Source organism: Cryobacterium sp. TMT2-4 (assembly GCF_004402575.1).
Taxonomy (GTDB): domain Bacteria; phylum Actinomycetota; class Actinomycetes; order Actinomycetales; family Microbacteriaceae; genus Cryobacterium; species Cryobacterium sandaracinum.
In genome coordinates, this window is sequence record NZ_SOGE01000001.1 from 173,710 (window position 1) to 193,710 (window position 20,001).

Annotated in this window: 19 protein-coding genes and 1 tRNA gene; 12 read left to right on the forward strand and 8 right to left on the reverse strand. The window is 67.9% G+C overall.

The annotated features are described in order from the left end of the window. Window positions 1-152 precede the first annotated feature (152 nt). Window positions 153-1,271 (forward strand): alanine dehydrogenase, encoded by a 1,119-nt coding sequence (gene ald / locus E3O54_RS00895; RefSeq protein WP_134371639.1) that lies wholly within the window; start codon window positions 153-155, stop codon window positions 1,269-1,271. A gap of 258 nt (window positions 1,272-1,529) precedes the next feature. Here ald and E3O54_RS00900 read toward each other — a convergent pair whose 3' ends face one another. From E3O54_RS00900 to E3O54_RS00920, 5 genes are all read right to left on the reverse strand, one after another. After that, on the reverse strand, window positions 1,530-2,219 hold the full coding sequence (locus E3O54_RS00900; protein ID WP_134400741.1) for a TetR/AcrR family transcriptional regulator: 690 nt from the start codon (window positions 2,217-2,219) through the stop codon (window positions 1,530-1,532). Further along, window positions 2,212-3,513, reverse strand: coding sequence for an ABC transporter permease (locus E3O54_RS00905; protein WP_104103007.1), 1,302 nt, complete (start codon window positions 3,511-3,513; stop codon window positions 2,212-2,214). Before E3O54_RS00905 ends, E3O54_RS00900 begins: the two co-directional genes overlap by 8 nt. Next, window positions 3,510-4,232, reverse strand: a complete 723-nt coding sequence (locus E3O54_RS00910; protein WP_134371635.1) for an ABC transporter ATP-binding protein — start codon at window positions 4,230-4,232, stop codon at window positions 3,510-3,512. Before E3O54_RS00910 ends, E3O54_RS00905 begins: the two co-directional genes overlap by 4 nt. 195 nt (window positions 4,233-4,427) lie before the next feature. Beyond that, complete coding sequence (locus E3O54_RS00915; protein WP_134400742.1) at window positions 4,428-6,098, reverse strand: hypothetical protein; 1,671 nt, start codon at window positions 6,096-6,098, stop codon at window positions 4,428-4,430. Window positions 6,099-6,368: 270 nt separating this feature from the next. Further along, on the reverse strand, window positions 6,369-7,007 hold the full coding sequence (locus E3O54_RS00920) for an MBL fold metallo-hydrolase (protein ID WP_104103016.1): 639 nt from the start codon (window positions 7,005-7,007) through the stop codon (window positions 6,369-6,371). 55 nt (window positions 7,008-7,062) lie between these two features. Here E3O54_RS00920 and E3O54_RS00925 point away from each other — a divergent pair, with 55 nt between their 5' ends. The 10 genes from E3O54_RS00925 to E3O54_RS00970 all read left to right on the forward strand — a co-directional run bounded on the left by E3O54_RS00925 (window position 7,063) and on the right by E3O54_RS00970 (window position 16,887). After that, window positions 7,063-7,962 carry a diacylglycerol kinase family protein gene (locus E3O54_RS00925; RefSeq protein WP_134400743.1) on the forward strand — a complete coding sequence of 300 codons (900 nt, stop codon included), beginning with the start codon at window positions 7,063-7,065 and terminating at the stop codon, window positions 7,960-7,962. 56 nt (window positions 7,963-8,018) lie between these two features. Continuing rightward, window positions 8,019-8,091: transfer RNA gene (locus E3O54_RS00930), tRNA-Glu, on the forward strand. A gap of 238 nt (window positions 8,092-8,329) precedes the next feature. Beyond that, entirely contained in the window at window positions 8,330-9,355 is a 1,026-nt protein-coding gene (locus tag E3O54_RS00935) for a TerC family protein (protein WP_134371629.1), read from the forward strand. A gap of 44 nt (window positions 9,356-9,399) precedes the next feature. Then, the gene (locus E3O54_RS00940; RefSeq protein ID WP_241976700.1) at window positions 9,400-10,242 is read left to right on the forward strand and encodes a PP2C family serine/threonine-protein phosphatase; all 843 of its coding nucleotides are present in this window, start codon (window positions 9,400-9,402) and stop codon (window positions 10,240-10,242) included. A gap of 199 nt (window positions 10,243-10,441) precedes the next feature. Continuing rightward, window positions 10,442-11,887, forward strand: a complete 1,446-nt coding sequence (leuC, locus tag E3O54_RS00945; RefSeq protein WP_134371627.1) for a 3-isopropylmalate dehydratase large subunit — start codon at window positions 10,442-10,444, stop codon at window positions 11,885-11,887. Window positions 11,888-11,890: 3 nt separating this feature from the next. Beyond that, window positions 11,891-12,499: a 3-isopropylmalate dehydratase small subunit gene (gene leuD, locus E3O54_RS00950; protein WP_104103024.1), complete on the forward strand. Its 609-nt coding sequence runs from the start codon at window positions 11,891-11,893 to the stop codon at window positions 12,497-12,499. A 98-nt stretch (window positions 12,500-12,597) separates the two neighbouring features. After that, window positions 12,598-13,920, forward strand: a complete 1,323-nt coding sequence (gene murA, locus E3O54_RS00955; RefSeq protein ID WP_233191550.1) for a UDP-N-acetylglucosamine 1-carboxyvinyltransferase — start codon at window positions 12,598-12,600, stop codon at window positions 13,918-13,920. A gap of 133 nt (window positions 13,921-14,053) precedes the next feature. Further along, the gene (locus E3O54_RS00960) at window positions 14,054-14,749 is read left to right on the forward strand and encodes a 1-acyl-sn-glycerol-3-phosphate acyltransferase (RefSeq protein ID WP_241973097.1); all 696 of its coding nucleotides are present in this window, start codon (window positions 14,054-14,056) and stop codon (window positions 14,747-14,749) included. 19 nt (window positions 14,750-14,768) lie between these two features. Next, complete coding sequence (locus E3O54_RS00965; RefSeq protein WP_104103030.1) at window positions 14,769-15,866, forward strand: NAD(P)H-dependent glycerol-3-phosphate dehydrogenase; 1,098 nt, start codon at window positions 14,769-14,771, stop codon at window positions 15,864-15,866. Beyond that, window positions 15,769-16,887, forward strand: coding sequence for a D-alanine--D-alanine ligase family protein (locus tag E3O54_RS00970; protein ID WP_134341768.1), 1,119 nt, complete (start codon window positions 15,769-15,771; stop codon window positions 16,885-16,887). The genes E3O54_RS00965 and E3O54_RS00970 overlap by 98 nt, the downstream gene beginning before the upstream one ends. Window positions 16,888-16,915: 28 nt before the next feature. On the opposite strand, the gene E3O54_RS00975 is transcribed toward E3O54_RS00970, so the two are convergent. From E3O54_RS00975 to E3O54_RS00985, 3 genes are all read right to left on the reverse strand, one after another. Beyond that, window positions 16,916-17,143, reverse strand: coding sequence for a sulfurtransferase TusA family protein (locus E3O54_RS00975; protein WP_134400744.1), 228 nt, complete (start codon window positions 17,141-17,143; stop codon window positions 16,916-16,918). Window positions 17,144-17,178: 35 nt separating this feature from the next. Then, window positions 17,179-18,237: a YeeE/YedE family protein gene (locus tag E3O54_RS00980; RefSeq protein WP_104103039.1), complete on the reverse strand. Its 1,059-nt coding sequence runs from the start codon at window positions 18,235-18,237 to the stop codon at window positions 17,179-17,181. A 213-nt stretch (window positions 18,238-18,450) separates the two neighbouring features. After that, the gene (locus tag E3O54_RS00985; protein ID WP_104171675.1) at window positions 18,451-18,966 is read right to left on the reverse strand and encodes a DUF3515 family protein; all 516 of its coding nucleotides are present in this window, start codon (window positions 18,964-18,966) and stop codon (window positions 18,451-18,453) included. Between the two features lie 24 nt (window positions 18,967-18,990). On the opposite strand from E3O54_RS00985, the gene thiL reads away from it, so the two are divergent. Continuing rightward, complete coding sequence (gene thiL, locus E3O54_RS00990; protein ID WP_370247057.1) at window positions 18,991-19,998, forward strand: thiamine-phosphate kinase; 1,008 nt, start codon at window positions 18,991-18,993, stop codon at window positions 19,996-19,998. Window positions 19,999-20,001 lie beyond the last annotated feature (3 nt).

Here is a 20,001-nt window from a genome sequence, read left to right on the forward strand (position 1 = left end):
CTCCGCCGCTGGACCTCAGGCCCGACGGCGGCGTGCGGTTCGGGCCGAATTGGTGGATTTAGTCTTGACCCCGCTGCGGTTCACTGTCGAAAGTGGCGCCGCAGCCCCCTGTCACAAGTTCAATTGAGCAGTACTGAGCAACGGAGTCGGCCATGATCATCGGTGTACCCAAGGAAATCAAGAACAACGAATTCCGCGTAGCCATCACAGCCTCGGGCGTGCACGAGTTCCTGGCCGCCGGTCACACCGTGTTGGTCGAAAAGGGTGCCGGCCTCGGATCGCACATCACCGACGACGAGTACCACGTGGCCGGCGCCGAGCTGGTCGACTCCGCCGACGAGATCTGGGCCCGCGCCGACATGGTGATGAAGGTTAAGGAACCGGTCGCTTCCGAGTACCAGCGCTTCCGCGAGGGTCTGATCCTCTTCACCTACCTGCACCTGGCCGCCGAGCCCGACCTCACCCGCGCCCTCGCCGAAGCCGGCGTCACCGCCATCGCCTACGAGACGGTGCAGACCGCCAACCGCGCGCTGCCGCTGCTGGCCCCGATGAGCGAGGTGGCCGGCCGACTGGCCGTGCAGGTCGGCGCGCAGTCCCTGATGGCCCCGGCCGGCGGCAAGGGCGTGCTGCTCGGCGGCGTGCCCGGGGTGCGCCCCGCGAAGGTCGTCGTGCTGGGCGCCGGCGTCGCCGGCACCAACGCGGCCGCCATGGCAATGGGCCTCGGCGCCGACGTCACGATCCTCGACATCAACATCGACCGGCTGCGCCAGCTCGACGCGCAGTACCAGGGCCGGCTGAAAACCGTCGCGTCCAACTCCTACGAGATCGAGAATGCCGTGACGGATGCCGACCTGGTCATCGGCTCCGTGCTGATCCCGGGCGCCAAGGCCCCGAAGCTGGTCACCAACGCTCTCGTGGCGCGCATGAAGTCCGGCTCTGTGCTGGTCGACATTGCCGTGGACCAGGGCGGCTGCTTCGAGGACACCCACGCGACCACGCACGAAAACCCGACCTACCGCGTTCACAACTCGATCTTTTACTGCGTCGCCAACATGCCCGGCGCCGTGCCGAACACGTCGACTTACGCGCTGACCAACGTCACCCTGCGGTACGCCCTCTCACTGGCCAACCTTGGCGTGAAGGCGGCGCTCGAGCGCGATGACGCCTTGGCCCTCGGCCTGAACGTCGCCGCCGGAGCGGTCACGAACCGTTCCGTGTCCGAAGCCCACGGCCTGCCGCTGGCCGACTGGCGCGAGCTCGTCACCGCGTAGCGCCGCGAGCGTTCCTGGCCTGCCGCCGGTCGAGCAACCGGTGGTCGGGCTCGTCGAGAAGCGGCGACCCGACGTCCGGAGGCTCCCGTTCGGCGCTCGAGCTCGTCGAGACCCGGTGCGCCACCCCGCGCTAACTTCGGAGATTTTCGCAAGACGCCGCTCAGCCGGGCGCGAAAACCGGGGTTTCCCGAAAATCTCCGAGATTACGTCACGATGGATGCCCGTTGCGGGCACTGCGACGCTGCGGCGCCCGTTAGCTTAGCGGGGCGCCGGAACAGCCGTCCCCGTCAGGCGCTGCACCAGGGCGAGGGAGTGGTGCAGTAACTCGCCGGGGCTGCCGGTGAAGCCGCCGGAGAACCACTTCTGCATCGAGTAGCGCATGACACTGCCCGCGAGGGCGACGACCATTCTGGCCTCGTCGGCCAGATCGGGGGTGCCCGTCTCGGTGCGCCCCTGGACGTGGAAGCGGTCGAGGACCAGCTGCACCAGATGCTCCTCCAGCTCCGCGATGCGGGACGTCTCCCCGGTGAGGAGTTCCGGGGTGCGCTCGATCAGCACCCTGCGGCTACGGAGAAGTTCCGTGTCGGGGGAGTGGTCGGCCACGGCGGCAGCGATCATTTCGACGAGGTCGCCCAGCACGTCCCGGCCGGTGCCGTGCACGAACGCCTGGTGCTCGGCATCCGTCGGCTGAGGCGGCGCGCCGCCGAGGAACGCGCCGTCCTTCGTGCCGAAGTAGTTGAAGAAGGTGCGCGGCGAGACCACGGCCGCCTCGCAGATCATGTCGACCGTCACCCGGTCGTAGCCGTGCTCGAGCGCCAGCGAGATGGCGGCCCGCTCCAGCGCCGACTGGGTGGCCGCGCGCTTGCGGGCGCGCAGCCCCAGGTCGGCGGCGGGGCCGGCCGGACCGGGGCCGTTCGGGCCCGCACCGCTCGGGCCCGTGCTACTCATACCGCAGGGCGTCGATCGGGTTCTGCCGCGCCGCGGCCCGGGCGGGCAGGGTACCGGCCAGGAAGGCGATCAACATGACGACGCCGATGATGATGGCGATCGAACTCGGCGCGAACTGCACGACCTGAAGTCCGGGCAGGTTCTCGAACACGGTCGTAGCGAGGATGTTGCTGATCACCGAACCGACGCCCACCGCAACGAGCGCGCCCAGGGCGCTGCCCAGGAAGCCGATGAAGACGGCCTCGGTGCTGAACAGAGCGTAGACACGGCCGCCGTTCATGCCCATAGCCTTCATCAGCCCGATCTCCCGGGTGCGTTCCTGCACGCTCATCAGCAGCGTGTTGATGATGCCGAAGCCGGCGGCGATCAGCGCGATCACGGCGAAGGCGTTGAGCACGCCGATGATGACGTTGATCACGGTTTCGAACGAGCCGATCTGGTCCGCGACGGTCTGCGAGGCGTAGCCCTGGTCGGCGAGGTCGGCCTTGATCGCGACGATCTCCTCGTCGGAGGCGTCCAGGTCGAACCGGGCGGTCGCACTGGCGTAGCTCTGTGGTGCCCCGGCGGGGGTGCCGGCGAGTTCGACGTCGTGCAGCCGGTCCGTCAGCGGCTGGTTGAGGCCGGCCCCAGCGCCAAGGATGGTCTCGTTCTGCACGCCGACGATGGTGGCCGGAACCTGCTGCGGGGTGCCCGCGAAATCAGTGATGCCGATGGAGACGGTCTGGCCGATGGCCGACTCCGGGGTACTGAAGCCCAGCGCGTCGAGGTAGGTGGTCGGCAGCAGAAGCTGGTCGGTGGCGCTCTCGTTGTCCAGTTGAGCCCCGGCCGCCAGGTCGGCCGTGGTGAGGGTGGCGGGCGCGTTCACGGTCAGCTCGAACTTTCCGCTGCCGTCGTACTCAATGAAGTCGGGCGTCACCTGCACCGCCGGGTCGACGCCGAGGATGCCGCTGGTGGCCTTGATCGTGTCGAGATCGGCGTCGGTGAGCGCCTGGATGGTGCTACCGGGGCGCGAGCCGTTGCCCAGGCTGATCGTGGTGGCCTTCTCCGGGTCATACGCCGCCGGTCCGTCGCTCTCCGTCGCCGCGGCGTCGTCGGTCTTGGAGACCGTGAGCACATCCGCCGCACCGATCGCCGAGACCTGGCTGTTGATGTAGCTCGTCACCCCGGTGCCGATGCCGCTGGTGATGGTGAGCGTGAACGCGCCGATGAAGATGGCGATGACGGTCAGGCCGGTGCGGAGCTTGCTGCGAAAACTGTTCGCGATCGCGGATGTGATGATGTCGACGAATTTCATGCGCGCGCTCCCTCGGGCTTCGAGATGGCTTCAGGAGATCTGGTGATGTCCTCGATCCCGTCCCGGATGAAGATCTGGCGGTCGCAGCGGGCAGCGAGATCGATGTCGTGGGTGACGATGATGAGCGTGATGCCCTTGTCCTTATTGAGGGAGAAGAGGATGTCCTCGACGACGGCTCCGGTTGCCGTGTCGAGGTTGCCGGTCGGTTCGTCCGCGAAGATCACCTTCGGGTTGTTGACCAGGGCCCGGGCGATGACCGCGCGCTGCTTCTGCCCGCCGGAGAGGTTCATGGCCTTGTTCTTCGCCTTGTCGGCCAGCTCCAACTGCTCCAAGGCCTTCATTCCGCGCGCCCTGCGCGCCTTCGGGCTGACCCCGGCTATCTTCAGGGGGAGCACGACATTCTCGAGCACACTCGCATTGGCGGTGAGGAAGAACTGCTGGAAGACGAACCCGAAGTCCTGGTTGCGAAGCCGGTTCACCTCCTTGCCCTTGAGCTTCTTCGCATCCGTTCCCTCGACCAGCAGCGCGCCGCTGTCCGGGGCGTCCAGCAGCGCCAACAGGTGCATGAGCGTGGACTTGCCGGACCCGCTCTTGCCGACGATGGCGACGGATTCACCGGCGCGGATGTCGACGGAGACTCCCTTGAGCGCGTCGAAACGGTTCGCCCCGCTCCCATAGGACTTGCCGATGTTCTGGGCCGAGAGAACGGGAACAGTCATAGGGGCAGCATCCTTCGGGGGAGAAGTCATCGGGTCGCACGTGTGCAGAGCCATCAAAATTACAGTAGCTGCACCGATGCCGCGTCAGCTGGGTGCGCCCTGTGCAGGGGCGGTGCATCCCTTCTTTGGTTTTTGGGCCGGACAAAGCGGGGCCCGGATCAGTGGATCCAGGCCCCGCGGCCTATCGGTTCTCGGTCAGCGCCCCATTCTCAGGCGGCGGACCAGCCAGACGGTTGCCCCTGCCAGGACCAATCCGATCAGGACCATGATCCCGGGAGCCGAGCGATGGAAGCTCAGCGTCTCGGCGCCATCGGCCAGCTTGCCTGAACCCGCGGCCACCTTGGCATAGCCGGCGCTCAGCTCGGCGGTGCCGGCGGCGAGCGTGTTCGCACCGTCGAGGAGCGTCCCGGATCCGTCCGACACCTTCTCGGTGCCCTCGGCCAGGGCAGTGGACCCGGTTTCGAGCGCAGTGGTGCCGGCGACCAGCGTGGACGCCCCCGCCGCGAGGGTCTGCGTGCCGTCGGTCAATGACCCGGCGCCGACCGAGATGCGGGTTGCGCCGTCGGCGAGACTCACAGCGCCAGTTGCCAGGGTCGTCGCTCCCGTGAACAACGACGAGGCGCCGGCGGCTACTCGGCTGGTGCCGCCCTGGAGGGAGCTTGCACCGGTGGAAACCACGCTGGTGCCGGCCGCAACCCGTTCGGAACCGGCGGTGAGGGCCCGCGTACCGACCTGGAGTTCCGAGGCCCCCGTCGCGACGGCACCTGTCCCCGCGGCCACCGCGGCAGCTCCGCCGGACACCTGGGCCGCGCCGGCGGCGAGGGTTGTGAGCCCGTCGCGCAGTTCTGCGGATCTCGTCTGGAGCACCGCAGTGCCCTCGCTCAGGGGCGTCAATCCGTCGCGGAGGACGGCCGAACCGTCCCGAAGGGCAACAGCCCCGGACTCAACCCCCGTGGTGCCCGTGTGCAGGCTGGAGGCGGCGGAGCTCAGCCCCTGGAGAGTGGCCAGAAGGGCGTCCGGGGTGATCGTGTCCGCCTCGACCTGGTCGGCCAGGGTGGCGAGTGCGGCATCCAGCCTCGTGGCTCCCGCAGCGACTCTGCGGGCTCCGTCGCTGAGCTCGGTCGCCCCCAGCGCGAGGGCCTCGGCGCCGCGCCGGGCCTGGTTCGTGCCCTGGGCGGCGGATGCCGTTCCAACGGCGAGCAGGACCGAGCCGTCGCGAGCCGTCCTGGCGCCGAGGGCAGCCTGGCCGGCGCCGGTGGCCAGGGTTGCCGCACCCGCGGCAACCTGCGTTGCGCCGGCGGAGACTTTCATGGCGCCGGTCCCTGTTGTGGCGACGCCGGCGGCGAGAGTCGCCGCACCGGTCGCAGCAGCTCCGGCACCGGCGGCGAGAGCGCTCGCTCCGCTGGCGGCGGTGGCGGCGCCGGCGGACAGCGTCTCCGCGCCCCGTGCGGCCGATTCGGCGCCGAGCACCAGCCTGGTGCTGCCGCTGACGCTCGTGAGTGCTCCGTCGAGGAGGGTGCCGGCGCCGGCCGAAGCGTTCGCCGCACCTGTCGCCAGGCTGATGGCGCCCGTGTTGGCCCGGGTCGCCCCGGCCTGGAGGTCGGTCGCACCGGCGGCCGCGGCGGCCGCGCCCTCCGACAGCGTCTCGGCGCCCACGGCGAGTTGTGCCGCGCCGCCGGTGACTTTCAGGGAGCCGGTTTCCACCGTGACGGCTCCGGTGGAGAGTTCTCCGGCGCCGCTGGCCAGCCGCCCGGTGGTCAGGAAGAAGAACGTCAGCAGCATGACCAGCATGAGGCTGAGCCCGGCCACAGTGGAGCGAATGCCAATGGTGCCTGGGCGGGATAGTGCACGGTCAGATCTCGTCATTGAGGCTCCTTGAAAGACGTGAGCAGGCATGCGAGCATGCCGGAACTCGCATGGTGTGGTGTGCGGTGCGCGGTCAGACTCCGACGTCACGGCCGGTGGTTCACGGCCGTGCGGCACGGTGGCGCGCCGAAGTGACACGACCGTAGCAGTGGGGAGAAGCCACGAACCGAAGCCCGGAAAAGTTCGGGGCCAGGGCTAACGCATTCCGCGCTGACTATATATCGTTTGTGGGATTCCTACAGGGCTACCCCCCGAAAGGAGCGTCAAACATCACAGGTCAAGGGACTCGTTCGGCTCGAGCGGGAAGAACTCGCCGCCGTTCTGCTCGGTGGCCCACTGAATCCGGGCGTTGGACAGTTCCTTGCCACCCCGGGAGAGTCCCATTTCGTGGGTGGGGAAGGTGCGGCGCGGCTCGAGGGCCAGCACGTAGTCCATCACCTCGCTGATCTTGAGCCAGGGCGCGCCGGCCGGAACGGCGAGGGTCTGCACTGTCACGCCTTCCGGAATCGCAAACGAGTCACCGCCGTAGTAGAGCTCCTCGTCGACGAGTACGCCGAGGTTGTCGATCACCGGGATCGTTTTGTGGATGATGGCGTGCGTGCCGCCGAAGAAGCGCAGCCGAAACGGCCCGGCCTCCACGGTGTCGCCCGCGCTGACGACGGTCACGGGATAGCCGGCGGCGGCGGCCGCGACCCCGGCCGGGGCAAAGATCGCCACGTCGGGGTTCAGGGCGATGATGCGGTCCAGCTGTTCCGGGGTCCAGTGGTCGGGGTGCTCGTGGGTGAGCACGACGGCGACAGCTCGGGCGGTGTCGGTGAGCGGGCTCGTGAACGAGCCGGGATCGATGAATAACTTCTGGCCGGCCTTGTCAAGAATCAAAGCCGCGTGCTCGAGTTTCGTCAGTTTCATGGATTGAGCTAATACCCAATCCCAGAGCGCTGCAAGCTGAGACCATACTGGAGCGGTGCCTCCATGTCTTCACCTCGTCGTCGCCATCAACGCCGCCGCCGCTTTCGGTCGCCGCAGGGACGTCGGCCCTCGGGTTGCCCAGGCCCTGGTCGTGGCCGGCCACCAGGTGACCAGTCTGAGCGCCCCCAGCTTCGACGCGCTTCGCCGCGACGTCCAGGGCGCACTGGTGTCGCGGGTCGACGCGCTCGTGGTCGTCGGCGGCGACGGGATGGTCAGCCTTGGCACCAACCTCCTGGCCGGTACGAGTCGATTCCTGGCCATTGTGCCGTGCGGCACGGGCAACGACCTCGCGCGCGGGCTGGGGATCCCGGTCGACGACACGGATGCTGCCATCCGTCACCTGCTCGATGCCCTCACCCGCCCGCCGCGGGCCATAGACGCCGCCCGGGTGCGGTGCGGCGACACGACGATCTGGTTCGCGGGCGTGCTTTCGGCCGGGTTCGACGCCGTGGTCAACGAACGGGCCAACCGGATGCGCCGGCCCCGCGAGAAGAGCCGCTACACCCTGGCCATCCTGCTGGTGCTGACGACGTTTCGGCCCATCTCCTACCGGCTGACCGTCGACGGCCGGCCACGCCGGATGCGGGCCATGCTGATCTCCGTAGCCAACAACGTGTCGATCGGCGGCGGCATGCGCGTCGTTCCGGGTGCGGTGATCGACGACGGCCTGCTGGACCTCTTCATCGTGGCCCCGCTGTCGCGGGCGGGTTTCCTCCGCGTCTTCCCGAAGGTATTCTCGGGCACGCATACAACCCTGCCGCAGGTGGAAATCACCCGGTGTTGCAGCATCTGGATCGACGCCGACCGGGTCGCCGCCTACGCCGACGGGGAGAGGGTCGGGGCGATGCCGGTGCAGGTCGACGTGGTACCCAAAGCCCTGCTCGTGCACGCCTGAGCCGCTCAGTTTGGTTTTAGCTATCGGCGTGTGGCATATTAGGTGAGTTGCAAAACGGCCCCATCGTTTAGCGGCCTAGGACATCGCCCTCTCACGGCGGTAACGCGGGTTCGAATCCCGCTGGGGTCACACCAGCCCGGTTTCCTTCTTTTCGAGGGGCACCGGGTGTCTTATTTAAGCGAGACCCCGGTAGACTCCACGGAGTGAAGGGGAGTATCCCCGTGCCCGTTTCGGGCACCTCGCCGTGAACGTCAACACGGGCCGCGGCGCAGGGGCCCGACACGGCGGTATCGATCCATCGATACGGGAGAGACTCTCAGGTTTCCTGCTGCCTCCAGCATCCCCTTCATTGAAAGGCTCTACGCGCATGGAAATTGCTCTCCCGCTCTGGTTTGAGATTGGGTCGCTCGTCGTCCTGACGCTCATCCTGGTTGCCGACCTCCTCATCGTCTTCAAGCGGCCGCACGTGCCCTCGATGCGCGAGGCCAGCCTGTGGGTTGCCTTCTACGTGGGACTGGCCCTGATCTTCGCCCTGCTGATGTTGGTCCTGGGCGACGCCGAGCACGCGGGGCAGTTCCTCGCCGGCTGGCTCACGGAGTACAGCCTCAGCATCGACAACCTGTTCGTTTTCGTCATCATCATGGCGAGGTTCTCGGTGCCCCGGAAGTACCAGCAGGAGGTGCTGATCGTGGGCATCATCATCGCGCTGGTGCTGCGCGGCATCTTCATCCTGCTCGGAGCCCAGCTGATCGAGAACTTCAGCTGGATCTTCTACATTTTCGGCGCGTTCCTTCTCTACACGGCCGTGCACCAGGCGGTCGCAAAAGAGCCCGACGTGGACGAGGCCGACAACGGGCTGATCCGTTTCCTGCGCCGACACATGAACATCTCGTCGACCTTCGACGGTTCGAAGTTGCGCACCCTGGTCGACGGCAAGAAGGTCTTCACCCCCATGCTGATCGTGCTCCTCGCGATCGGCACCACCGACCTGGTCTTCGCCCTCGACTCCATCCCGGCGATCTTCGGCATCACGCAGAGCCCCTTCATCGTGTTCACCGCGAACGTGTTCGCCCTGATGGGGCTGCGTCAGCTGTACTTCCTGCTGGGCGGGCTGCTCGAACGCCTCGAATACCTCAATTACGGGATCGCATTCATCCTGTTCTTCATCGGCGTCAAGCTTGTCTTCCATGCCCTGCACAACAATGAGGTCTTCTTCATCAACGGCGGCGAGGGCGTGGGCTGGGCTCCGGAGATCGACACCTGGACTTCTCTCGGGGTGATCGTGGTTTCCATGGCCGTGGCCACCATCGCCAGCCTGATCAAGGCTCGGCGGGATGCTCGCCGGCGCGGTCACACCCTCGCCGAGGAGATCCCCCACTTCGTCGAGGAGTGACATTCGCCGACGTGCCTCGCACGCACTCGAACACAGGAGCTGACGTGGTCTCGCAGAGTGAGAGCGAACTGGTGCTCCCCGCAACCCGTGCGCGGTTCGTGTTCAGTGCCCGGAGCGACGTCGGCCGCGAGCGCAAGGTCAACGAGGACAGCTTCCTGGCCCAGGCCCCGGTCTTCCTGGTCGCCGACGGCATGGGTGGTCATGCCCAGGGCGACGTGGCCAGCCAGACAGTCGTGCGGGTCTTCGAGGAACACATCGCCTGCGACGCACCTTCGACCCCGGAACGCGTGCTCGACGCCATCCACTCGTCGAACGATGCGGTGCGCGACCTCAGCGCCGTCGACGACTACGGCACCGCGGTGTCCGGTACGACGCTGTCGGGCATCGCGTTCGTCGACGCCGGCGACGACGTCGGCTTCCACTGGATGGCCTTCAACGTCGGCGACTCGCGGGTCTACACCTGGGACGGGCACACGTTGGCGCAGCTGAGCGTCGACCATTCCGCTGTGCAGGAGATGGCCGACGCGGGTCTCATTTCCAGTGACGAGGCGGAGCAGCATCCGGAACGCAACGTGATCACCCGCGCGATCGGCGCCGACGAGTCCGTGGACGCCGACGTGTGGCTGCTACCGGCGTCCGGGCGGCACACGTTCCTGATCTGCTCCGACGGACTGACCAAGGAACTCGGCGCGGCCGAGATCGCGAAGATCCTGGCATCCTATGACGGTGATAGCTTGCCCAGCCGGTCCCGCGCAGACGTGCTTGTCGACGCGGCTCTGGCCCACGGCGGACACGACAACGTGACGGTCGTCTATGTGGAGTCGGAACTGGGCAACCCCGAGCAGGACGACACCGCCGACACGGGCGAAGCAGCGCGCCACAGATAGAGTGACGTCGTGGACACAGCGGAAAGCACCCTCGAATGAGGGGCGTCAGGCAAAGCTCGCACACGCACAGTGTTAGTCTGTCAGGGTGCTGCTGCGTCGACTCCCTCTTCCCTGCCGCGACGAGTCCCAGTTCTGAGGCCTCTCTCGTCGTGGAGTTTCTGGTTGGCTGCATACCCATCGTTGAGGAAGACGCACACACATGACTGACGCACCACTGCTGGAAGAACGTCCGCGTACTCTGGCCGAAAAGGTTTGGGACAAACACCTCGTCGCCAAGGGCGAAGACGGCACGCCCGACCTGATCTACGTCGACCTGCACCTCGTGCACGAGGTCACCAGCCCGCAGGCCTTCGACGGGTTGCGCTTGGCCGGACGCCCTCTGCGCCGCCCCGATCTCACCATCGCCACGGAAGACCACAACACGCCGACCCTGGCGATCGACCGGCCCATCGCCGACCTCACCAGCCGCACCCAGATCGAGACGTTGCGGCGCAACTGCGAGGAATTCGGCATTCGCCTGCACTCGCTCGGCGACATCGAGCAGGGCATCGTGCACGTCGTCGGACCGCAGCTGGGCCTGACCCAGCCGGGCATCACCGTCGTCTGCGGCGACTCGCATACCTCCACCCACGGCGCCTTCGGGGCCATGGCGCTCGGCATCGGCACAAGCGAGGTAGAGCACGTGATGGCCACCCAGACTCTGCCTCTGACACCCTTCAAGACCATGGCGATCACCGTCGACGGCACTCTCCGCCCCGGCGTGACGGCCAAGGACATCATCCTCGCCGTGATCGCGAAGATCGGCACCGGCGGTGGCCAGGGCTACGTGCTCGAATACCGCGGCAGCGCCATCCGCGCCCTGTCCATGGAGGGTCGCATGACCATCTGCAACATGTCGATCGAGGCCGGCGCCCGCGCGGGCATGGTGGCCCCGGATGCGATCACCTACGACTACCTTCAGGGTCGCGCACACGCCCCGGAAGGCCAGGATTGGCTCGACGCGGTCGGCTACTGGGACACCCTCGCCACCGACGACGGCGCTGTGTTCGACGCCGAGGTGCTGCTCGACGCCGACACTCTCGAACCCTTCGTGACCTGGGGCACCAACCCCGGGCAGGGCGTGTCCCTGAGCGATACCGTGCCGGACCCGTCCGGAATCATCGACGCCAACGAGCGCTCGGCCGCCGAACGCGCCCTCGAGTACATGGACCTGGCGGCTGGCACCCCGATGAAGGAGATCCGGGTAGACACCGTCTTCCTCGGCTCCTGCACCAACAGTCGGGTCGAGGACCTGCGCGCCGCCGCCAACATCATCCAGGGCCATAGCCTGGCCCCCGGCGTGCGGATGCTGGTGGTGCCCGGTTCTGCGCGGGTGCGCATCGAGGCCGAGGCGGAGGGCCTCGATAAGATCTTTACCGACTTCGGCGCCGAATGGCGCTTCGCCGGCTGTTCGATGTGCCTCGGCATGAACCCCGACCAGCTCGCTCCCGGCGAGCGGTGCGCTTCCACGAGCAACCGCAATTTCGAGGGCCGTCAGGGCAAGGGCGGGCGCACGCACCTCGTCTCCCCGCTGGTCGCGGCGGCGACCGCCATCCGCGGTACGCTTTCGAGCCCGTGGGACCTGGTCCAGGATGGAGACGAGTAAGTAATGGAAAAGTTCACAACCGTCACGGGCATCGCGCTTCCACTGCGCCGCTCCAACGTCGACACCGACCAGATCATCCCCGCCGTCTACCTCAAGCGCGTCACCAAGACCGGCTTCGAAGACGCCCTCTTCGCCCGCTGGCGCGCCGACCCCGACTTCGTACTCAACAATCCGGCCTACGAGGGTGCCCGCGTGCTCGTGGCCGGCGCCGACTTCGGCACCGGCTCCTCGCGGGAGCACGCCGTATGGGCGCTACGCGACTACGGCTTCGACGTGGTCCTCAGCCCCCGCTTCGGCGACATCTTCCGCGGCAACTCCGGCAAGCAGGGTCTGCTCGCCGGCCAGATCTCCGAGGCCGACGCCCAGCGCCTGTGGGACATCATCGAGGCCTGTCCCGGAGTCGAACTGACGGTCGACCTCGTGTCGAGGACCGCCCGCGTGGGCGGCCTCACCGTTCCGTTCGAGATCGATGACTATACCCGGTGGCGCCTCCTCGAGGGCCTCGACGACATCGGACTCACCCTGCGCGATGAAGCGCGGATCGCAGAATTCGAATCCCACCGGGAGCCATGGCGGCCCCGCACTCTCCCCGCAAGGCAGGTACGTTTGTGAGCACCATCAGCGAAAACACCCAGGACCGTGAAGACGACCAGAACCGGTCGGACGCGCAGAACCGCGAGAACGCCCAGAACTGGGGCGCGGCCGTCGGGCTGCAGGGCGACCGGATCACCATCCGCGGCGGCATCCCCCTGGTCGGCCGGATCGAACTGAAAGGCGCGAAGAACCTGGTCACCAAGGCCATGGTCGCGGCCCTTCTCGGTGAGAGTCCCAGCACGCTCAAAAACGTGCCGAACATCAGCGACGTGCGCATCGTGCGCCAGCTGCTCGAAGTGCACGGCGTCAAGGTCACCGACGGCGCCGAGCCCGGCGAACTGCTGCTCGACCCGGTCGACGTCGAGAGCGCGCATTTCGCGGCGATCGACGCGTACGCCGGTTCCTCGCGCATCCCGATCCTGTTCTGCGGCCCTCTGCTGCACCGCCTCGGGGAGGCGTTTATCCCCGATCTGGGCGGCTGCCGCATCGGCGACCGCCCGATCGACTACCACCTGGACGTGCTGCGCAAGTTCGGCGCCGTCGTCGAGAAGCAGCCCAACGGCATCCGGATGTCCGCGCCCAACGGGCTCAAGGGCACCAAGGTATCCCTGCCCTACCCGAGCGTCGGCGCGACCGAGCAGGTACTCCTGACCGCCGTGCGCGCGGAGGGCATCACCGAGCTCAAGGGCGCGGCGATCGAGCCCGAGATCATGGATCTCATCAACATCCTGCAGAAGATGGGCGCCATCATCACGGTCGACACCGACCGGGTGATCCGGATCGAGGGCGTCGAGCGCCTCGAGGGCTACAACCACCGCGCCCTGTTCGACCGGAACGAGGCGGCCAGCTGGGCGGCAGCGGCCCTGGCCACCGACGGCGACATCTTCGTCGGTGGCGCACGCCAGCCCGAGATGTTGACGTTCCTGAACGTGTTCCGCAAGGTCGGCGGGGCGTTTGACATCGAAGACGACGGCATCCGTTTTTACCACCCGGGCGGCGACCTCAAGCCCGTCATCATCGAGACGGATGTGCACCCCGGCTTCATGACGGATTGGCAGCAGCCGCTCGTGATCGCCTTGACCCACGCGCACGGCGTCTCGATCGTGCACGAGACCGTCTACGAGCAGCGCTTCGGCTTCGTGGACGCTCTCGTCGAGATGGGCGCCACCATTCAAATCCACCGGGAATGCCTCGGCGGGCACCCCTGCCGGTTCGGCCAGCGCAACTTCAACCATTCGGCCGTGATCACCGGGCCGACGAAACTGACCGGCGCCGACATCGAGGTTCCCGATTTGCGCGGCGGCTTCAGCCACCTGATCGCGGCGCTGACCGCGAAGGGAACCTCCACCGTCAGCAACGTCGGAATCATCAGCCGCGGCTACGAGAACTTCATCACCAAGCTTCAACTGTTGGGGGCTGACTTCGATCTCGAAGGATAATGGGGCTGTGCCAGCATCCGATCCAGCGTCCGTGTCCGATCCAACGCCCCAGACCCACATCTCCCGTGACGTCGTGAACCCCGGGCGGGAGCGTTCGGAGACCCGGCGGCCATCCGTGTTCTGGGTGCTGGCGATGATGATCCTTCCGGTGATCAATCTCGCCGTGCGGTACAAGGTCACCGACGCCGCGAAGTTCCCCCGTTCCGGGGCGTTTGTGATGGCGCCCAACCACTTCAGCGAGATTGACCCGCTTCTGATGGGGGTAATGAGCTGGAATATGGGGCGCGCGCCCCGGTTCATGGCGAAGGCATCCGTCTTCAAAATCCCGGTGATCGGGTGGCTGCTGCACAAGTCGGGACAGATCCCGGTGCAGCGCGGCGGCAGCGTGCGCGGCAGCGAGCCCGTGAAGGCGGCCGAGCGACTGGTCGAACGTGGCCAGATGGTCGTCGTCTACCCGGAGGGGTCGCTGACCCGGGACCCCGCGCTGTGGCCGATGCGTGGCAAGACCGGCGCTGTGCGGATCGCTCTCGAGCAGGGTATCCCGATCGTGCCGGTGGCCCACTGGGGAGCGCAGGCGATCATGCCGCGCTACTCGAAGCGGCTGAACCTATTCCCGCGCAAGACCGTGCTGGTCAAGATCGGTGACCCGCTCGACCTGGCGCAGTTCCGGGGCCGCAACCTCGACCCGGCGACGCTCAACGAGGCCACCACGCTCGTCATGGCCGCCATCACCCAGTTGCTCGAAGATCTTCGGGGTGAGACGGCGCCGTCCAAGCGCTGGAACCCGACCGAGCACGATCAGAAAGAGACCGGCCGTTTTGAAGCCTAAGGTTCAGCCAGGCAAACGGGTGGCCGTTCTCGGTGCCGGCAGCTGGGGCACCACGTTCGCCAAGATCCTGGCCGACGGCGGGGCCGACGTCGTGCTGTGGGCCCGCCGTCCCGAGCTCGCCCGCGAGATCACCGAGGCCCGGCGCAACAGCGACTACCTGCCCGGCATCAACCTGCCGGAGGGCCTGCGGGCCACCGCGAGGCTCGACCTGGCCCTCGCCGGCGCCGAGCAGGTGTTCGTATCGGTGCCGAGCCAGTCGCTGCGCGAGAACCTGATCCTGGCTGAGCCGTTCCTGGCTCCCGGCGCCATCGTGGTGTCGTTGATGAAGGGCGTCGAGCGCGGGTCCGGCCTGCGCATGAGTCAGATCATCGCCGAGATCCTGCCGATCAACCCCGACCTGATCGCGGCGATCTCCGGACCCAACCTGGCCCTGGAAATCGCCAAGGAACAGCCGACGGCGGCCGTGGTCTCCTCGAACAGCCTCGAGACCGCGCAGGCCGTTGCCATGCTGGCCCGCAACCGCTACTTCCGCTCCTACGTCAACACGGATGTCATCGGCACCGAATTCGGCGGCGTGCTGAAGAACCTCATCGCCGTGGCCATCGGCATCGTCGACGGCGTCGGCTACGGGGAGAACACGAAGGCGTCGATCATCACCCGCGGTCTCGTGGAGATGACCGATTTCGCGGTGGCCTACGGCGCGCATCCGGAAACGCTGGCTGGCCTGGCCGGCCTGGGCGACCTGATCGCGACCTGCCAGTCGCCGCTGTCGCGCAACAACACCGCCGGCCGGCTCCTCGGCCAGGGCTACGGCATCAACGACGTCGTCAAGCAGATGCAGCAGACCACCGAGGGTCTTGCGTCCGTCGGCCCCATTCTCGATCTCGCCCGCGCCAAGGGGGTGGACATGCCCATCGTTGAGCAGGTCCGCCAGGTGCTGGCCGGTACTCTGAAACCGCGGGATCTCGCCCCGCACCTGACCACGGACTCAGCGGAGCCGCAGGGCGAAAGGACGATTGATGACGAACAAGCTCACGGTGGCGCTGCTCTTTGGGGGTCGGTCAAGCGAACATTCGATCAGTTGCGCCACAGCGGGCGGCGTCCTGGCGGCGATTGACCGCGATCGCTACCACGTCATTCCGGTCGGCATCACCCGTGACGGAGCCTTCGTGCTCGAAGCGGATGACCCGGCCCGGTTCACATTGGACGCGGACGAACTGCCGGAGGTCTTCGACAACGGCACCCGCATCCGGTGGCCGGAGAGCAGCCTCAGCCGCCAGCTGACCGTCAGTGACGGCGCCGGCTATCGTTCGCTCGGTAACGTCGACCTGGTCTTCCCGATCCTGCACGGCCCGTTCGGCGAGGACGGCACCGTGCAGGGGCTACTCGAACTCGTCGGGCTGCCCTACGTGGGCTCAGGCGTGCTCGCGTCGGCGCTCGGAATGGACAAGCACTTCACCAAGACCGTCTTCCAGCAGGCTGCCCTCCCGGTCGCCCCGTGGCGTACCATCACCGCCGGCGATTGGGCCGAGGCTCCCGGGATGGCGTTCGCGGCGGCCGAGGAGCTCGGGCTGCCCGTGTTCGTGAAGCCGGCTCGTGCAGGGTCGAGCGTGGGCGTGAGTCGGGTGTCGACCCTGGACCAGCTCGCCGAGGCGATGCGGGTTGCTCTGCTCGAGGACAGCAAGGTTCTGATCGAGGCCGGGCTGCGCGGACGCGAACTCGAGATCGCGGTGCTGCAGGGGCGTCCTGGGGAGCCGACGCGGGCATCCGTCGCCGGCGAGGTGCGGGTCACCGGGCGGGACTTCTACGACTTTGCCGCCAAGTACCTCGGTGCGTCCGGCATCGACCTGGTCTGCCCGGCCGACCTCACCTCCGAGGAACTTGCCCAGATGCAGGCCCTGGCCATCCGCGCGTTCGACGCGATCGACGGCGCCGGCCTGGCGCGGGTGGACTTCTTCCTCACCGATGACGGCTGGGTGATCAACGAGATCAACACCATGCCCGGGTTCACCCCCATCTCGATGTTCCCGAGCTGCTGGCTGGCCAGTGGCTTCACCTACCCGCAGTTGATTGATGAGCTGATCGAGGTGGCGATCGCCCACCGCGCCGCGCCGGCCGCGCTGCACCTGGCGGTCTAGCCGCCCAGCCGCGCTCCCGGCGCGGCGATCAGACCTTCTGCACCGTGATGGTCCAGTGGGCGTCCCCGACGCGATCGAAGTGGGTGACCGGGTAGCCGCTCTCCGCCGCCCAGCGTGGCAGGGCGTCCGTCGCTTGCGTGCAGTCGAAGTTGATGGTGAGCTCGTCGCCGAGGTTGAGCTTCTCGATTGCGGCTCCGGCCTCCACGAGCGGGAACGGGCAGACCTGACCGTCGGTCTCAAGTACGTACTGTGCCATGTCGGGCTTCTTTCTCCTGGTTGGCTGCGGGGTTGCTACTGGTTGGCCGGAACGCGAGCGGGGGAGACCCCTACCCGCGCGGACCCGGTGATGAAGAGGCGCGTCGCGGCGCCGGTGCCGATGATCATGAACACCAGCGCCACCCAGCCCTGGAGGCCGAAGGTGGCGGTGTCGACCATGCCGTTGCCGATGGTGCAGCCGCCGGCCAGGCTGGCTCCGACGCCCATCAGCACCCCGCCGAGGATGCTGCGGATGGTGGTGGTGACATCGGGCAGCCGCACCCGGAACTCGCCGCTGCCCTTGGCTGCGATGAACGAGCCGAGCAGGATGCCGATCACCAGGTACACTCCCCAGTCGATCAACTGGGGATCGCCGCGCACGAGGTAGTTGACGATGTTCGAGGACGGCCCGGTGATACCGAGCCCGGACTCGCGCCCGGTTGCCCAGCTGAGCGGCCAGGCGAGGATGGCGAGCGGCGCGATGATCAGGGCGGTGGTGAACGCGCCCCATTTCTTCTCGAACAGGAGATGCCGGATGCCGCTCGTGCGGGCCGGGAGCGACGCGACCGGCAGGGACGACCGCAGCCGCAGGTGGTGTCGGGCGAGCAGGCCGACGCCGGTGACGAGCACCGCGACCAGCACCCACGGTGAGATGCCGAGGACGCCGTGGATGGTGGAAGCCTCCACGGTGATACCGCGCAGCGCCGCGACCGGAGCGGACAGCGCGCCCGTCTTCGAGATGGCGGAGAAGAGGGCGTAGAAGATCAGGGCGAACCAGCTGCCCACCAGACCCTCGCCGGCGCGATAGTAGGTGCCCGTGGCGCATCCGCCGGCCAGCACGATGGCGAACCCGAAGATGAACGCACCGATGATCGTGGCCAGCCAGGCGAAGGGCTGGGGGTCGAGGGTGATCACACCGGCAGCGTCGAGGGCGAAGACTCCCACACTCTGCACCGCGATGACGATCAGAAAGGCCGTCAGCCAGCGGGTGCTGCCCGTGAGCCACAGGTCCCGGAAAGCGCCGGTGACGCAGAACCTGCCCCGCTGCATGGTGAAGCCCAGGGCGACGCCCAGGCCGAGTCCGGTGAGAAGCATGTCGTGTCCCCGTCCATCAGAGGCCGCACGCCGTGTGACGGCGACTCCCCAGCGACGTTACGGGCCTGCCGGCGGCGCTGCTCCCAGACGTCGCGGCATAACGAAATGAGACGTAACACTTGACAACTCCGTACCCGCACTCGTCCGTGCGGCCGCAACCCCCGAAAGCTGTCGACTCGGGGCAGCAGGACGGCGGGGCGGCAGGGTGGCGGGCTATGGAGCGGGCGCCACCGTCTCGCCGTCGGTCGGCAGCAGCAGGTCCGCGGCGCCGAGGCACTGGCCCGTCGCGGGGATGTTCCCCACGGCCTGCGCCAGGTCTACGAGCACCGTGGACCCGCTGACCTTGTCCGAGTCGATGACCAGTTCGGTTGCCGGGTCACGGCCGTAGGTGGTGTAGCGGTAGAGCGGCGCATCCGAGTCGTCTTCGATCCAGTCGATGCCGTTGACCGTGAGGCAGGGGAGCGTCGTCGGTGGGGGCACGGCAACGCCGCAGTGCAACAGGACCGCGCTCGGGGTGCCCCACGCGCCCGTGGCCTGGGCGTTCGTCTCACGTTCCGGAAGCGAGGCCACCGAGGTCGGAAGGCGAACGATGAGGTCGGCGCAGGTGGGATTGACGGCATCCGCGGCCGGTTCCAGCGGCACGACCGCCGTGCAGCCGGTGAGGAGCACGGTACCGGCGACGAGCGTGAGCGCGAGGCCGGTGTGGAGGAAACGGATGCGGGGAGTCATTGCATTCAGGCTACCGTTTGTAGCATGACGAATGCTGCGGGCGCGATGTTCCCCATGAGTGCGACGCTGGCCGACCTGAGCGAAGGGGAGGTTCTCGCCCGGATCTTCCCGCGACTGCCGGGCTCCGCGGCCCAGCTCCTCGGCCCCGGCGACGACGCCGCCGTGATGCGGGCCCCGGACGGGCGCTACGTCGTCACCACGGACATGATGATCCAGGGTCCGGATTTCCGGCTCGCCTGGTCGTCCCCGCACGACCTCGGCTGGAAGGCCGCCGCGACGAACCTGTCCGACGTCGCCGCCATGGGGGCCCGTCCCACCGCACTGGTGGTGGCGATCGCCGCCCCGCCGTCGACGCCGATCTCGGTGATCGAGGGCATCGCCGACGGGTTGCGCGACTGCTGCGAGGCGCTGGCCCCCGGCTGCGGCGTCGTCGGCGGCGACCTGTCCGCGTCCGACGCCCTCACTCTCGCTGTGACAGCCTTCGGCGACCTCGAGGGACGCGAGCCCGTGCTGCGCTCCGGGGCGCGGCCAGGCGACGTCGTGGTCCTGGCCGGGCGCCTCGGTGAGGCCGCCCGAGGCCTGGACCTGCTCTTCCGTCTCGCCGTGGACGAAAACGGTGTTCCGGATGCTGCGCTGGCGGACGCACTGCGGGCGCAGCATCCTGAGGCGGTCGCCGCGCAGCTCGCACCGGTGCCGCCCATCGACCGAGGTCCGGCCGCCGCCGGCGCCGGCGCGACCGCGATGCTGGACGTGTCCGACGGACTCGCCATCGACGCCGGGCGCCTCGCCCGGGCCAGCGGCGTGGGCATCGACTTCGCCCGGTCGGCCCTCGGCGAGAATGTCGAGCGTTCCCTCGGCGGCGGCGAGGACCACGGCCTGCTGGCCACTTTCCCGCCGGGCGCCGTCCTGCCCGCCGGCTTCCGCGCCGTCGGCGTGGTGACGGATGCCGCAGGCTCGGTCCTGGTGGATGGCCGCCCCCACGACCAGGCCGGTTGGGACCCCTACCGCGGCTGGGACGGCGCCGTCGCCTGAGAG